The organism is Arthrobacter sp. ISL-65, assembly GCF_018613795.1.
Lineage (GTDB): Bacteria > Actinomycetota > Actinomycetes > Actinomycetales > Micrococcaceae > Arthrobacter.
Genome location: NZ_JAGGPN010000055.1, coordinates 17,054 through 31,007, shown reverse-complemented (window position 1 = coordinate 31,007; position 13,954 = coordinate 17,054). Strand labels below are relative to the sequence as shown.

Sequence of the window (13,954 nt, the reverse complement as noted above, 5' to 3'; positions counted from 1 at the left end):
AGTAGCCTATTTTGTGATCACATATCAGTCAATAGCGGCGGCTGTAATGGGCTAAATGAAATCTCAGGCGTGACAGGGGGTGGTTAGCGGCGAGCGGTCCACGTTGGCAGCCCACGCGGCGTCGAGGTGCGATATCTCCAGGGCTGTGCCCGCGCGGGCTGCCTCCGGGTCCACCCACGCGAATGCCAGGAAGCGACCGGAGGCCGGATCCTCCGCTGCGCTGGTGATGTAACCAACAACGCTGCCGCCTCTGGATACGGGTTCCCCAGTGACAACTGCGTGGCGGTCACTGGACAGGCGGAGTCGGACCAGGAGTCGGTGGCCGGGGCGGGCATCGGCACCGGCGGAAGGTTCGGCGAGGCCTGCTTCGTACGCAGTGTCCTGCGGACCGAAGTCAATGCCGAAGGCAGGTACGCCGTTGGCTATCCGCAGTGCCGTAACCGCTTCATCGCCAACAAGGGCAATCCCCTGCTTTCCAGCGGCTGCAACTAACAAGTCCCAAAGGTACAACCCGTGTTCGGTGGCCGCATAGAGCATCCAGCCGCCAACTCCGGTGGTGGTTTCGGCGACTGCGCGGACCGGGACCCCGCCGACGTCGAGCACCGGCGCAACAGGCGAGGAAGCCGCTGGTATCCCGCCCCGGGTAACCGATGCGAGAAGGGCAGCAGCATCAGGACCGATGAGCGCCAGGGCCGTCGTCGCGGAGGACACGTCCGAAACCGTTACCCCGTCCAGGTGGGGGGTTTCCCGGCGAAGGTGCCAGACGTCCTCGGGGCTGCTGCCGATGACCAGGTAGGCATCTTCCGCGGTCCGCACAACGGTCAGGTCGGCAGCGATGCCGCCGGAGGGGCTCTTCACAAAGGCCCCGGTGGAAGTGTTCACTTCGGGGGACAGGCCTGCCGCCAGGATTTCCTGGAGATGCTTTTCAGCGCCGCTGCCCCGGACTTCGAAGACGCTGGCGGCTCCCCTGTCGACGAGCCCCACACCGTTCACAGCCTGGCGCGCCTCGGCGGAAATGGCGGGTGACCATCCGTACGCTCCCCAGGCATCCCGCCGTCGGCCTGCTATATCCGGGCACTGGGTGGAGCCGTACCAGAGGGGGCGCTCCCAACCGCCCTGCGCGGTGCCGAACACCGCACCCAGGGCTTCCTGCCGGACGTAGAAGGGGGTCGTAGCGAACTTCCTCAGCTTCTTCGTCTGCTTGCGGGGGTGGCTTATGTCGTAGACCTCGTCATAGTTCTCGCTGGCGCGCTCAATGCTGACGGTGCGCGTCAGGTGCGTCTGGTCGAACCGGCGGAAGTCGAGGCTGGTGGTGTCGATGCCGGGATCCCCGGTCACAATCCAGTCGGCCAGAACGCCGGCAACACCTGCGGACTGGGTGAGCCAAACGGACTCCCCCAGCCACAGCCCACTGATGCCCGGCACCTCGCCGAGGAGCGGGTTTCCGTCCGGGGTGAAGGAGAAGATCCCGTTGTAGCCTTCGGTCGCTTTACAGCTCTGGGTCTCAGGGAAGAGCCGCTGGACTTCTGCCCATCCGTCCTTCAGATCGTTCCACGTCAGGGGGTGGATTGCAGGCTCAACCCGCGTTTCCGCGTAGTCCTCGGGGGACGCTATCTCCGACTGTTCCACCGGGATGACCCGGTGCTCATAGGTCCCCCACGTCAGCCGGTCGCCCATCTGACGGAGGTAGGAACCGGTGGCCTGGTGCCGCACCATCGGCAGGTCGATCTCCACCTCATCACTGAATCCGGCGAGCGACGGCAGCGGGCTGGTGTGGGACGAGCAGTGTTCCATCGGAACCATGGGCAGTTCCAGCCCCAGCAGCTTTCCCAGCCCGGGCCCCCACAAACCTGCGCAGACGACGACGATATCCGCCTCGATGAACGACGTCCCCTCCGGGAGCTGGTCGCCTTTGGACGGATTGCCCGGCACCGGCGGCGTCTGGCGGACCTCGACGCCGGTCACCCGGCCTCGTTCTGTCCGGAACCCGGTGACCGCTGTGTGGCCATAGAACCGCGCTCCGTTCTCGATGGCACGCCGGGCCTGCCACTCGACAGCCCGTACGGCTTTGACCACCCCGTCCGTTGGCGTGTGCAGACCGCCGAGCACGGTGGAGGTGTCGAGGCCCGGGAACAGCTTCCCGCACTCGTCGGCGGAAACCATCCGGGCCGGCACATCCCAGGACCGGGCGAGGTTGTGCCGCCGGTGCAGGTATTCCAGCCGCTCCGGCTCGCAGGCCAGCTCGAGCCCGCCGACCCGCTTGAGGATCCACTGGCCATCCAGCGTCAGCCCGTCCAGCTTGTCGAGTGTCCGCCTGGCCAGTTCAGACATCACGGCAGATCCGGTTGTCTGGAAAGCGAACCCGGGGGCGTGGGATGAGGACCCGCCCGTGCGGTAGAGGGGCCCCTGGTCAACCACGGTTACGGACTTCATGCCATGGCGGGTCAGGTCGTCGGCCAGGGCGGCGCCAACCACACCGGCGCCGATGATGAGGATCCGGGTGTCTGCGTCAATTCGGGCGGAGGCCACGTTATCTCCCTTGCAGTCAGAGACGTCCACGTCTCAGGTTCAAATGTCAGTTGGCTTCCGGGGGTCGCGCTGGGCGCGCTTATGGGGAAGCAAGAATTGGGTAGCCGCCAGCGAGGTTCGAGACGCCTCGTTGATAGTCGGCTGAGTCACAGTATATGTGAGATATGTGATCACAACTAGCCATTTCGTGAACTTCTTTTTGGAGCGATTTGGCGGCCGCGCGAACAACTGAACGGGCCATTAAACGCGGGAAGCGCCGCCCCTTAGGGCTGCGCTTTCCGGGCATGCCGGCAGTCGCCTGACTACAGGCGCTTAGTGATCCACCGTCTCAACGTACGGTTACCAGTCGGACGCTGGTGATCCAGCGGTGGCAGGTTTGGCCGTCCGCTGCGCGAGGGCTTCGCGCAGCGTGTCTGCCACCCGCTGGGCTTCCTGGTACGCACCGTGCGAGCCTGCAGTTTCCGAGGTGTAGTCCCCCGCGAAGTGGATGTTCCCCACACTGCGCTGGAGGTCCGGCAAGGCGGCATTACGCTTTGGGGACAGCACGGAGAAACAGTGCTCCCAGGTGGCCGCTGCCGCATCTACGATCCGCCCGCGAAGCTGGGGAGCGACGTCCATGAAGTCTTCGATCCACTCCCGGATTAATTGGTCGTCGCTTTCGATCCCCGGAATGAATCCTGCTGAGTTGCCGTAGCAGGTGAACCTGACGATTCCGTCGGCCGGCAGAACACCGGGCTGGGGATTGATGATGGCATCAAACTTCTTGCCGACGGTCGAAACGAAGGACCAGTCAGCGAATTTTGGCAGGCCTTCCACGTTGGCGGCGATGGTGAGCGTCGTGCTGCCTGGCGTTTCAGCCGCCCGCAGCGCCTCGCGCTTCCACAGGGGCACGTCCTGGCAGATGCCCGCCACCAGCGGTGCAGGCACCGCCATGACCACGTGCCGGGCCAGAAGCACTTCCTGCCCATCGTCGCTGGCGGCACTCACTTCAAGCAGGCCATCCAGTTCCCGTATGTTTCCGACTCGGATGCCGGTCCGGATGGCCGTGCCGGCCCCGACGTTGGCTGCGAGCGCACGCGGCAGGGCCTGCATTCCGTTCACGGGGTACAGACGGCTGTCGCGTTCGTGGGCGATGTAGCTGGCGAGATATCGCAGCGCGTACTTCGCCGAGAGCTGGGCCGCATCGCCCACTGCACCGCCCCGGACTGCGGTCTCAATAATGCTTCGGGCGGGCCCAGGGAGCCCATCGAGCCTGTCGGCCACTGTTTCCTTCGCCAGCCCAGCAGCCTTGTCGGTGATGGTTCCATCCGACACATTGTCCCGATACTCGCACGCCAGTCCCTCCATGAAATCGACCAGGGCGGTCTTGGACTCCGTCGGCAGCGGAAGGCGTTCGACGATTTCTGGTGTGGACCCTGCAACAGAAGTAACGCCGTCGATATGCACGCCGTACGTGGCCGGGTGGAACGGTGCGGTCTCCTGGCCGAGTTTCTTGGCGAGCATTTCGGCCCGGGTGCCGCGGTAGATGAACATTGCGCCCGTATTGACGGGGGCGCCGGCGAGTTGGACGCTGCGCGTCCGTCCGCCGATGTCGCCGTCAGCCTCCAGCACCTGGACGTCAATGTCCAGGTCGCGGAGGTCGTAGGCGAGGGCCAGGCCCGCGGGCCCGGCCCCGACCACCACCACGTCGTGGATTGTCTTCATGCTTGACCACTTTCCTGTTCGGATGTCCGCCCAGACTAGGGTCGGGATATGTGATCACACAAGAGTTATTCCGGAATCTCCCCCTTGAGGCACATAATGAAGTCCTCGACGGCGGGGGAACGGCCAAAGGCCCGCGCAACGTAGAGTTCCGTCTGCGGCCTCCCTGCAAAGCGGCGGGTGGTGACTCCGGGCATCTGGAACCGCTGCACCGATTCCGGCAGTACGGATACCCCCAGGCCCGCGGCGACAAGGCCGAGGACCGTTTCCTGGTGGATGGCCTGCTGGACCACGATCGGCGGGGTCGGGAGGGACTCGAACAGCCTGAGGACCCGTGCCACGAAGCCGGGCATCAGCCGGTAGGGAAACAGGACCATGGGTTCCCCTTCCAGATCCTCGGGACGGATTTCCGCCGCTGCGGCCAGGCGATGTGTTTCCGGAAGGACCACCACCAGGTCCTCCGTGCCCAGAAGTTCGAGGTTCAGCCCGGGCACGTCACCCGGATCCCGGATCAGGCCCAGGTCGAGGTTTCCGTCCAGCAGCTGCTCAATCTGCTCCCCGCTGGTCAGCGGATGCAGCACGAGGTTAATGCGCGGGCGCTGCTGGCGGAAAGCCCGGATGGCCTCGGGAACGGTGGTGTAGCTCGCGGAACTGACGAACCCCACCCTGATCTTGCCGCTCTTGCCGGCAGCAACGTCGGCAACGTCTCCGGCGGCATCGTCAAGGTCCGCAACAGCAGCCTGGATCCGGTCCCTGAACGCCTGACCAGCCGCTGTCAGCGTCACGCGGCGGGTGGTGCGGTCGAAGAGCTGGACGCCGAGCTCACGCTCGAGCCCCTTGACGGCCACGGTCAGCGGCGGCTGGGTGATGTGCAGGCGTTCGGCGGCGCGGCCGAAGTGCAGCTCGTCTGCGACGACGAGGAAGTACCGGAGCTGCCGGAGTTCCATGGCGATTCTTTCGATTGACGCTAATAATTACAAGCTAAATGATATTGGACCGGCTGCACCAGCGGGTGAGTTACTGGATATCAACAGAGGCGCCGCCCGTCGCCCATTCCCCCGTCAGAGGAGCCATCCATGGAATCGACCGAATACGCCGTCGTCGGTGCTGGGCTGTCCGGAGCTGCCACCGCGTGGCATCTCGCCGCCCGCGGCCACGACGTTGCCCTGCTCGAGCGTTCAACGCCCGCGAACGATGCGGGCAGCTCCCACGGCTCCGCCCGCATCTTCCGGTACGCCTATCCGGAGGACTTCTACACCGGCCTCGTCCAGGAAGCGAAGGCCGGCTGGGACGAGCTGGCCCGTCTAAGCGGCAAACAGCTCATCACCCCCACCGGCGCCGTCGACTACGGCGCCATCCGTCAGCCCGAACGCCTGGCCGCGGTGCTGGCTGCCCGCGGCATTGACCACGAACTTCTGAGCCCGGAAGAAGCCAACCGCCGGTGGCCCCAAATCGCCTTTGACACCCAGGTCCTGTGGCACCCGGACGCCGGTGTCATCGACGCCCACGAATCCGTCGCCTCCATGGTTGACCAGGCCGTGGCGCACGGCGCGGAACTCCACAACAACTGGGCCGTTGCCTCGATCTCCGGGTCCAACGGGAACTACACCCTGACGTCCGAAGACGGGCGCACATTGCGGGCCGCCAACGTGATTGTCGCCGCCGGCGGCTGGCTGCCCCAGCTGCTGGGATCGCTGTCGCTGCCCTCGTCCTTCCTCGCCGGAATGCCTTTTATCGAGGTGCGGCAGGAACAGGCTTACCACTTCCCCTACGCCGACGGCACGGATCATGATGCTTCACCGTGGCCGACGTTCATTCACAAGCGCGCAGGCTGGCAGGCGTACGGCCTGCCAGGCGGACGCGATGCCGGATTCCGTGGGCAGAAGGTCGCCGAATACAACGGCGGAAAGATCCTGCCGTCCGCCGCCGAGCAGGACGGACAAATCAACCCGGACAACCGCCGTCGGGTCATCGAGTACGTGGAACAGTACCTGCCGGGGCTGGTACCGGAACCCTACGCTGAGACCACCTGCCTCTTCACCAACACCCCCACGGAGGACTTCATCCTCGACCGTGCTGACGGCGTTACCGTCCTCTCCCCCTGCTCGGGCCATGGCGCGAAGTTTGCCCCGCTGATTGGGCAGCTCGCGGCGAACCTGGCAACGGGCGCCGGCGCCGTCCCGGACCAGTTCCGGCTGGCAGCCCAGGCGCAGGCAACGGCCACCGGAGTCCACGCGTGACCCCCGGCACCACTCCCCTGCCCCCGGTTTCGACAGCAACGGTGACCGGGCTGCTCTCCGAGATTGCAGCCACTGGCACCGATGCGCTCCGCGGCGGCTACACGCGGCCGGTGTACTCGACGGCCGAAATGGACCTGCGCCACTGGTTCATCGAACAAGCCACCAAGCGCGGCCTTACCGTGGAAACGGACCGCAACGGCGCCATCTGGGCCTGGTGGGATGTGCCCGGCGGGGACCGCAGCAACAGCCTGGTCACCGGCAGCCACCTCGACTCGGTGCCCGGGGGCGGAGCCTTCGACGGCCCGCTCGGCGTGGCCTCCGCCCTGGTGGCCGTTGACATCCTCAAGGCGCGCCTGGCCACCCCCACCCGGCCACTCGCCGTCGTGGTTTTCCCGGAGGAGGAGGGCTCCCGGTTCGGCGTCGCGTGCCTGGGCTCGCGGCTGATGACCGGCGCCATCGACCCGGACAAGGCCCGCAACCTGCGGGACCCGGACGGTTCGACCTTCGCCGACGTCGCACGGGCCAACGGCCTGGACCCCCGCTTTGTGGGCAGGGACGAAAAACTCCTTGGCCAAATCGGCGCCTTCGTCGAACTCCACGTCGAACAGGGCCGCGGCCTCATCGACCTGGACCAGCCCATCGCGATCGCGTCGTCCATACTCGGACACGGACGCTGGCGGCTGAGCGTCCAGGGGCAGGGCAACCACGCCGGAACCACGCTAATGGCGGACCGGCACGACCCCATGGTCTCGGCCTCCAGAATGGTGGTGGCCATCCGCGACATCGCCCGCAACCAGGCCCACGCCCGGGCGACCGTCGGACGGCTCCAGCCGGTGCCCGGCGGGACCAACGTCATCGCCTCGCGCGTTGACTTCTGGCTGGACGTCCGGCACCCCGACGACGCCGTGACGGCGGCCGTGGTGGAAAGCATCCATGCACAGGCCCAGGTCATTGCAGCCGAGGAAGGCTGCAGCGTCGAACTCCGCGAAGAGTCGCTGAGCCCCACCGTTCACTTCGATCCCGGCCTGCAGAAAGAGCTGCAGCGGGCCCTGCCGCAGGCCCCCGTCCTGGACACCGGCGCCGGGCACGATGCCGGCGTGCTGGCACCCTTTGTGCCAACTGCCATGGTGTTCGTCCGGAACCCCAGCGGCGTATCGCACTCGCCGGAGGAACACGTCGTCGACGAGGATGCCGAGACCGGCGCTCAGACCCTGGCCGACGCCCTGCAGGGGCTCATGGCCTAACCTCAAAACCCAACACCCGCGCCGGCTTCACGGCGCGGGTGTTTGACTCGCAGCAATAAATGGCGCTCTTCTCGCAGCACTTTTGTCACCTCGTCGCCCCAAAGGATGGCTGAACGGACGAACACGCGTGCCCTGGGGAATCCGGCCGAAAGGCATATACCAATGGGCAACAGTCCCAGTACGACAGTAAGCGCACAACTGATCCTCGTTCCGGGGGAGGCGCGGGGGGAGATTGCAGCCAGCGAGCAAATGCTTAGCTTCTGGGGCGGAGTCGATCCTTCGACCGGAATCGTCATCGACCGGCGCCATCCACTTCACGGCGTTTCCCTCGCCGGAAAGATCGTCGTCCTTCCGAAAGGGAAAGGATCCAGCACCGGAAGCTACGTCATGCTTGATGCCCTGGTTGAAGGGGCGGGCCCGGCAGGCATCGTTATGAACAAAGTTGACGAAATTATCTCCTTGGGAGCGGTTGTGTACGACGAGTTCCATTCCCGAACGATTCCCGTCCTGGTGCTTAATGACGACGACTTCTCGCGTGCTTTGACGGCCTCGTATGCGGAGATCCTCGCTGACGGGCAGGTGGTCCTTCATGGGTAGACTCCAGCAACGCGACGTTCCGGCGTCCAGGCTTTCCCTCTCCAAAGAAGATCTGGACATGCTCGACGGAATCCAAGGCAGGGCCGCGCAGCAAGCGATGCGAATCATCGTTCGCATGGCTCACGTCCAGCAGGCCACGGAGCTGGTTGACATTTCCCACGCGCACATCGGGGGAAGCATCTACACGGGCAAGGGAAGCCTGAACGTCATAGAGGAGCTGGTTTCCAACGGGGCCAAGGTACGCGTCCCCACCACGCTCAACGCCATTTCCATCGACCGAAGCCAGACAGGGGCCTGGAACAGCGGCAACGAGTTCGACACGAACGCAGGTCGGTTGGCAACGGCACTCGAAGCAATGGGTGCCAACCCCATCTTTTCCTGCACGCCCTACGTGTTCCCGAAGACACCCCAGTTCGGACAAAACATTCTGTGGGCCGAGTCCAACGCAATCGTTTATGCCAATAGCGTGATAGGGGCTCGAACCAACCGTCACGGAGACTTCATGGACGTGTGCGCTGCGCTTACCGGCCGCGTTCCAAACTCAGGCCTGCACCTGAGCGAGAACCGGCGTGGAACCCTTCTCGTGAACGTCCCCGGTGTAGTCCATGCTGACCCCAGCTACTACACGGTTTTGGGATACCTCATTGGCAAGCACGCCGGAACGGACATTCCTGTAATCGAAGGAATCCGGCAGAAACCTTCACTTGAAGAGCTGAAAACCTTCTGCGCGACCCTCGCTACTTCCGGGGCTGTCGGGATGTTCCATATGGTGGGCGTGACACCCGAGGCCCCGACACTGGCAGCGGCTCTCGGCAACGTCGCGCCGCAACGCAGGCTCCAGGTGACTAAGGACCAACTTCGCCAAATTTGGCATGAACTATCAAGCGCCTCCAGCACCACTCTGAACATGGTCGCTATGGGAAGCCCACACGCAACGTTGCGTGACCTGGCCGAACTCGGGGCCCTCGTTCGCGGAGAGAAGAAGCACCCGCAGGTCGAGTTCCTGGTTACTACAAGCAGATTCGTGCGTGACCAAGCCCAGGAGCTTGGCATCATGCAGGACTTGGACGCGTTCGGGGTGCGAATCAGCACCGATACCTGTTTATGCATGTTCAATCCCAGGCGAGTCCCGTCTGACGCTTCCGGCATCATGACCAACTCCGGCAAGTTTGCACATTATGGGCCTGGGCTGACGGGTCGGGGAATCTACTTTGGCACCGCAAGGGATTGTGTTGAATCAGCTATAGCAGGCATGCCAATCATTAGCGAACCTGAATGGCTGCGTTCCTAGAAGGATTGAAAAATCCGCACTGCATGCGTCCAGCTGGGCAGATGGATGAGTTTCCGTCCTCCTCCCCTAGGAGCGGGCTGCAGGATGTCATTCCGGACCTCGTTGCTGGCGTTGTTCGTTCAGGCGCGTGTGCCGTCTGTCCTGGCGGCGGGGTCCTGAATCCACGAGCTGAGGATGGGGAGTTTGTCTTCGCTTGGTTACCCGGGTGCAGGGGACCAGACGGTGAGGCCAGGGTCGAGCTTCAGCCAGGTGTCCCACGAGCGGACGTCGAATCGGTTGACGTAGGCGGGCACGTTTCCGCGCTGCGGGCTGGTGCAGTAGTCGTATGCGCCCCTAACTGGGCGGTAATTAACGGCATTCTCGTCGGTCTCGCTGTAGACGGGGATCGTCGTCGGCTCCCCTGTCTCTTCGAAGGTGCGGCGGGCGTCGGCGACGAACCCGGCGATCGTCGCGAATCCCTTCAGACGCGGGTCCTCCGCGGCGAGGTAGACACCATTGCTGGCCGAGGTGCATATGCCCATCATGCCGACAGCAGAGACAAAGGGCTGATCCGTAAGGTAGGTGACCGTGGGGCACTGCTCCTTGACGGATGAGAATGAGCCCTGCACGATGACCGCCGGGAACGACCCTTTCTCGTCGAGGTTTTCGGGGGTGAATAGATTCCCGACCAATGTCAGGCCGTACCGGTCGAAGGTGATCTTGTCATGGGACATGCCATGCTTGGCCATCAGTTGCCAACAATATCGTCTGGTTTCTCGGTTCTGCCATCGCGCTTCTTCCATGCGCTCCGCGGGCCGATCACCGCGAACACCTACGGCGCAGGCCACGTGCTTTAGCGATGGCGCTGGCATTAGCTAACCCTCTGTTAGGGAGTGGGTGCGCCTTTTGGCACTAGTCACCCTGGCGACGCCGGATAAAATATCCGACGTCGCCAAGGTGCAGCATAACGCTCTGGTCAGAGTTCGTTGGGTTTGCCCGGCTTGCCGACGGCGGGGTCGATTCCGTACTTTTCGAGGATCTTCTTGATGGTGCCGTCTTCACGGAGCTTCTCGATGTCCTCGTCCAGGGCTTTGCCGAGCGTGTCGTTGTCGAGGCTGGACGGGAACATGACCTGGCCGACCGCAGCGAACTCGGGGACATTCGGGTTCGGTTTGACGTCGATCACCTGGGCACCCTCGATGGGGGCGTCCTTGAATCGGCCCTTGGCGGACGCGGCGGATGCCACGAGGGCATCGATGCGGCCGGCTTTGAGGTCTCCGTAGATGGACTCGTCGTCCTGGTAGATCTTGAAGTTATCTCCGAGCCACTTCTGCAAACTGTTGTTATAGAGGTTGCCGGCGACCGAGCCGACCTTCTTGCCCTTAAGGCCGTCGCTGGCGAGACCCTTTGTTGAGACGATCGCCTGGGGATCGGTCCACAGCGGCGTGCTCAGGTGGACGATCTTCGTCCGTTCCTTCGTGCGCAGCCAGCCTCCCGAGCCGATGTCGGCGCGTCCTGTCTGCACGGACGGGATGACCGCGCCCGCGCCGCCCGAGGTGGTCACGGTGACCTTGAGGCATTCGAGTTTGGCGATCTCGTTGATCAGGTCACCCTCCATGCCGGTGACGTTGTCGCCGTTCAGGATCGTGGCGGGTGCATAGTCGTAGCTGGCGGCCGTGAGCTCGCCGGGCGTCACTGTTTTGAGGTCTTTGTGTGCCGGGGTGCAGCCGGATGCGCTGCCGGCGGTATCACTGCCGCCGCAGGCTGTGAGGGAGATGGCGAGCAGGCCGGCGGCGGTGCCGGCGGAAAGCGCGCGCACGAGTGTACGGGGATTTCGTGTCATGGTTTTTCTTTCTGTGCTGGGTGTCCCGGGCGGGTCGCCCGGGATAGGTAGAGACGTGGTGGCTTCAGTTGCGTTGGAGGTGGCGGCCGAGGCGCTGTTCCAGGACCCGGACGAGGGCGAGGAAGACGAGGGTGATGGATCCGTAGATCACAGCGGTGAGCAGGTAGACGCTGAGGTATTCGAAGGTGATGGAGGCGATTTCGAAGCCCTTGGACATCAGTTCTGGTACGGCGATCACGAAGGCGAGTGCGCTGCCCTGGAAGACGAGGACGGCGAGTCCGGCCAGGGGCGGGGTGGAGATCCGCAGGGCCTGGGGCAGGATGACGATCCGGAACCCGGTCCAGCCGCGCAGCCCGGAGGTGAGGGCTGCTTCTTTTTGCCCCAGTGGTACGGCGGCGAGTCCGGCGCGGAAGTATTCCGAGGCGTAGGCGCCGGTGTTCCAGCTCAACGCGATGATCGCTGTGGTCAGTGAGGTCAGGGTGACGCCGGCGTCGGGGAGGCTGAAGTACAGCAGGTACAACAGCACCAGGGCCGGCAGTCCCCGCCCGATCTCAACGACCAGGAACGAGATCCATTGCAGGGGGGCGAATTTCGCCGCTGCCATCACGGCGAGCAGCAGGCCGAGCGGGAATCCGAAGAGCAGCGCGAGTCCGGTCAGCTGGAGGCTGATGAGCAGTCCTGGTGCGAGGTTCGGTAACCAGCCGAGCCATTGGGTGAGGATGTCCATCACGCCACTCCGATCTTTTTGCGCAGCGTGAGGTCGACCCGCCGGGAGACGACGGCGATGACGAGGCTGATCACGATGTAGAGCGCGCCGGCGACGATGAATGAGAGCAGGCCCTCGTGTGTTTGCTCCGCGCTTTGCTGGGCGTAGTAGGTGATCTCACGTACCCCGATGGTGGAGGCCAGGGCGGAGTCCTTGAGCAGCCCGATGCCGTACGTGGCGATCGCGGGCAGCGCGACACGGAACGCTTGCGGGGTGATGATGTGCCTGACGGTGGTGAGCGTGCTCAGCCCGAGCGCGTGGGCGGCTTCGCGTTGGCCCTCGGGGATGCTCAGCAGTCCCGAGCGGTAGATCTCGGCCATGAACGCCGAGGCGATAATGGAGAAGCCTATGATCGCGGCCTGGATCGTGGAGAGCCGCAGCGCGTACTGGGGCAGGCCGAAGTAGATCAGGAACAGCCAGGTGATCGGCGGGATGACCCGGACCACGTTGATGTACAGGGTGGCGATGCCCCGGACGATTCCGATCGGTGAGCGGGTGGCCCCGACAAGTACCAGGCCGATGACACCGCCGAACAGGAGCGACGCGCCCGTGACGTAAAGCGTGAGTCCGACGCCCTGGGCAATCGCGGGTAAAAGTTGGGTGATCATTGCGGTGTCACCGGTCCAGCACGGCTTTGAGGAACTGCCGGGTGCGTTCGTTCTGCGGTTCCGACATGACCTGCTGACTCGGGCCGATTTCCAGCACGCCGCCGTTGCCCATCACCATGATCCGGTCCGAGACGTCACGGGCGAAGTGCATCTCGTGGGTGACGACGAGCATGGTCATGCCCTCGTCCGCGAGGTCGCGCATGACGGCGAGAACCTCGAGTCCGATCTCGGGATCGAGGGCGGACGTCGGCTCGTCGAAGAGCATGACCTTCGGTGACAGCGCCAGAGCACGGGCGATGGCGATGCGCTGCTGCTGGCCTCCGGAGAGGCGGGCGGGATACGCCTTGGCCTTGTCCGGAAGGCCAACACGCTTCAGCAGCCTTTCCGCGACCTCCTGGGCCTGTTCCTTGCTCGCGCCCAGCACATTGCGCTGCGGCAGGGTGATGTTCTCCATCACGGTCAGGTGCGGGAACAGGTTGAAACTCTGGAAGACCATCCCGGTGACGCGCCGGAGGTGGTCGATGCTGGACTTGTCCGGCCGCTTCCCACCGGCAACAACGCGGGCACCGCCGATCGCAATGGTGCCCTCCGTCGGTGTTTCCAGGTAGTTCAGGCACCGCAGGAACGTGCTCTTGCCCGCCCCCGACGGGCCGATGACCGAGACCACTTCACCCTCGTTCATCACCAGATCCACATCCGACAACACACGGCTCGTGCCATAACTCTTGCCAAGCCCAGAGACCACAACCTCACCAGAGAGCGCGGTCGGGGGAGCTTTCGTGCCAAAACTTAAACCCATATCGTTTCCTTCGGGTAGCGGACGCGTGTACCCCGACATCGGTCCGCGCATGTTAGATGATCTGCAGGGGCCGGGCGGTTGCTCAGCGCCTGCATAAGCTGTCAGATGATGCCTCACGACATCATGTGAGTGCCGGCGGTTGCCGGCGTCGGCTGACGGTCTTAGCCCTGGTCCTGGGGTGCCAGGCTGACCGGCCACTTGGGAGCCAGGCCCGATGTGGTTGGAGTCACACTCAAACTGTAATCTGTGATCACATATCAGTCAATGGGTTTGCTGTAACACCGCTGTAAATTCATTCCAACCGCGCGCCCGGTCGCGCCGCTCGCGCCCCGGCGGGTCATCCGCCCGATGCCGGCC

12 protein-coding genes are annotated in these 13,954 nt (G+C 64.3%); 4 read left to right on the top strand and 8 right to left on the bottom strand.

Features of this window, described 5'->3' with window-relative positions:
* Positions 1 to 63: 63 nt before the first annotated feature.
* The 3 genes from J7I85_RS22100 to J7I85_RS22090 form a co-directional block, all read right to left on the bottom strand.
* Positions 64 to 2,529: an FAD-dependent oxidoreductase gene (locus J7I85_RS22100; RefSeq protein WP_214857304.1), complete on the bottom strand. Its 2,466-nt coding sequence runs from the start codon at positions 2,527 to 2,529 to the stop codon at positions 64 to 66.
* A gap of 339 nt (positions 2,530 to 2,868) precedes the next feature.
* Positions 2,869 to 4,233, bottom strand: coding sequence for an NAD(P)/FAD-dependent oxidoreductase (locus J7I85_RS22095; protein ID WP_214857296.1), 1,365 nt, complete (start codon positions 4,231 to 4,233; stop codon positions 2,869 to 2,871).
* Positions 4,234 to 4,298: 65 nt separating this feature from the next.
* On the bottom strand, positions 4,299 to 5,177 hold the full coding sequence (locus tag J7I85_RS22090; protein ID WP_214857295.1) for a LysR family transcriptional regulator: 879 nt from the start codon (positions 5,175 to 5,177) through the stop codon (positions 4,299 to 4,301).
* 129 nt (positions 5,178 to 5,306) lie between these two features.
* On the opposite strand from J7I85_RS22090, the gene J7I85_RS22085 reads away from it, so the two are divergent.
* The 4 genes from J7I85_RS22085 to J7I85_RS22070 all read left to right on the top strand — a co-directional run bounded on the left by J7I85_RS22085 (position 5,307) and on the right by J7I85_RS22070 (position 9,602).
* The gene (locus tag J7I85_RS22085; protein WP_214857288.1) at positions 5,307 to 6,470 is read left to right on the top strand and encodes an FAD-dependent oxidoreductase; all 1,164 of its coding nucleotides are present in this window, start codon (positions 5,307 to 5,309) and stop codon (positions 6,468 to 6,470) included.
* Positions 6,467 to 7,714, top strand: coding sequence for an allantoate amidohydrolase (locus J7I85_RS22080; protein WP_308159607.1), 1,248 nt, complete (start codon positions 6,467 to 6,469; stop codon positions 7,712 to 7,714). Before J7I85_RS22085 ends, J7I85_RS22080 begins: the two co-directional genes overlap by 4 nt.
* Before the next feature lie 162 nt (positions 7,715 to 7,876).
* On the top strand, positions 7,877 to 8,311 hold the full coding sequence (locus J7I85_RS22075; protein WP_214857281.1) for an aconitase X swivel domain-containing protein: 435 nt from the start codon (positions 7,877 to 7,879) through the stop codon (positions 8,309 to 8,311).
* Complete coding sequence (locus tag J7I85_RS22070) at positions 8,304 to 9,602, top strand: aconitase X catalytic domain-containing protein (protein WP_214857279.1); 1,299 nt, start codon at positions 8,304 to 8,306, stop codon at positions 9,600 to 9,602. Before J7I85_RS22075 ends, J7I85_RS22070 begins: the two co-directional genes overlap by 8 nt.
* A gap of 197 nt (positions 9,603 to 9,799) precedes the next feature.
* Here J7I85_RS22070 and J7I85_RS22065 read toward each other — a convergent pair whose 3' ends face one another.
* The 5 genes from J7I85_RS22065 to J7I85_RS22045 all read right to left on the bottom strand — a co-directional run bounded on the left by J7I85_RS22065 (position 9,800) and on the right by J7I85_RS22045 (position 13,597).
* Complete coding sequence (locus J7I85_RS22065; RefSeq protein WP_214857277.1) at positions 9,800 to 10,330, bottom strand: alpha/beta hydrolase; 531 nt, start codon at positions 10,328 to 10,330, stop codon at positions 9,800 to 9,802.
* 227 nt (positions 10,331 to 10,557) lie between these two features.
* Complete coding sequence (locus tag J7I85_RS22060) at positions 10,558 to 11,424, bottom strand: ABC transporter substrate-binding protein (protein WP_214857275.1); 867 nt, start codon at positions 11,422 to 11,424, stop codon at positions 10,558 to 10,560.
* Between the two features lie 64 nt (positions 11,425 to 11,488).
* Entirely contained in the window at positions 11,489 to 12,151 is a 663-nt protein-coding gene (locus tag J7I85_RS22055; RefSeq protein WP_214857273.1) for an amino acid ABC transporter permease, read from the bottom strand.
* Positions 12,151 to 12,798 carry an amino acid ABC transporter permease gene (locus J7I85_RS22050; RefSeq protein WP_214857272.1) on the bottom strand — a complete coding sequence of 216 codons (648 nt, stop codon included), beginning with the start codon at positions 12,796 to 12,798 and terminating at the stop codon, positions 12,151 to 12,153. The genes J7I85_RS22055 and J7I85_RS22050 overlap by 1 nt, the downstream gene beginning before the upstream one ends.
* 7 nt (positions 12,799 to 12,805) lie before the next feature.
* Positions 12,806 to 13,597, bottom strand: coding sequence for an amino acid ABC transporter ATP-binding protein (locus J7I85_RS22045; RefSeq protein WP_214857270.1), 792 nt, complete (start codon positions 13,595 to 13,597; stop codon positions 12,806 to 12,808).
* Positions 13,598 to 13,954 lie beyond the last annotated feature (357 nt).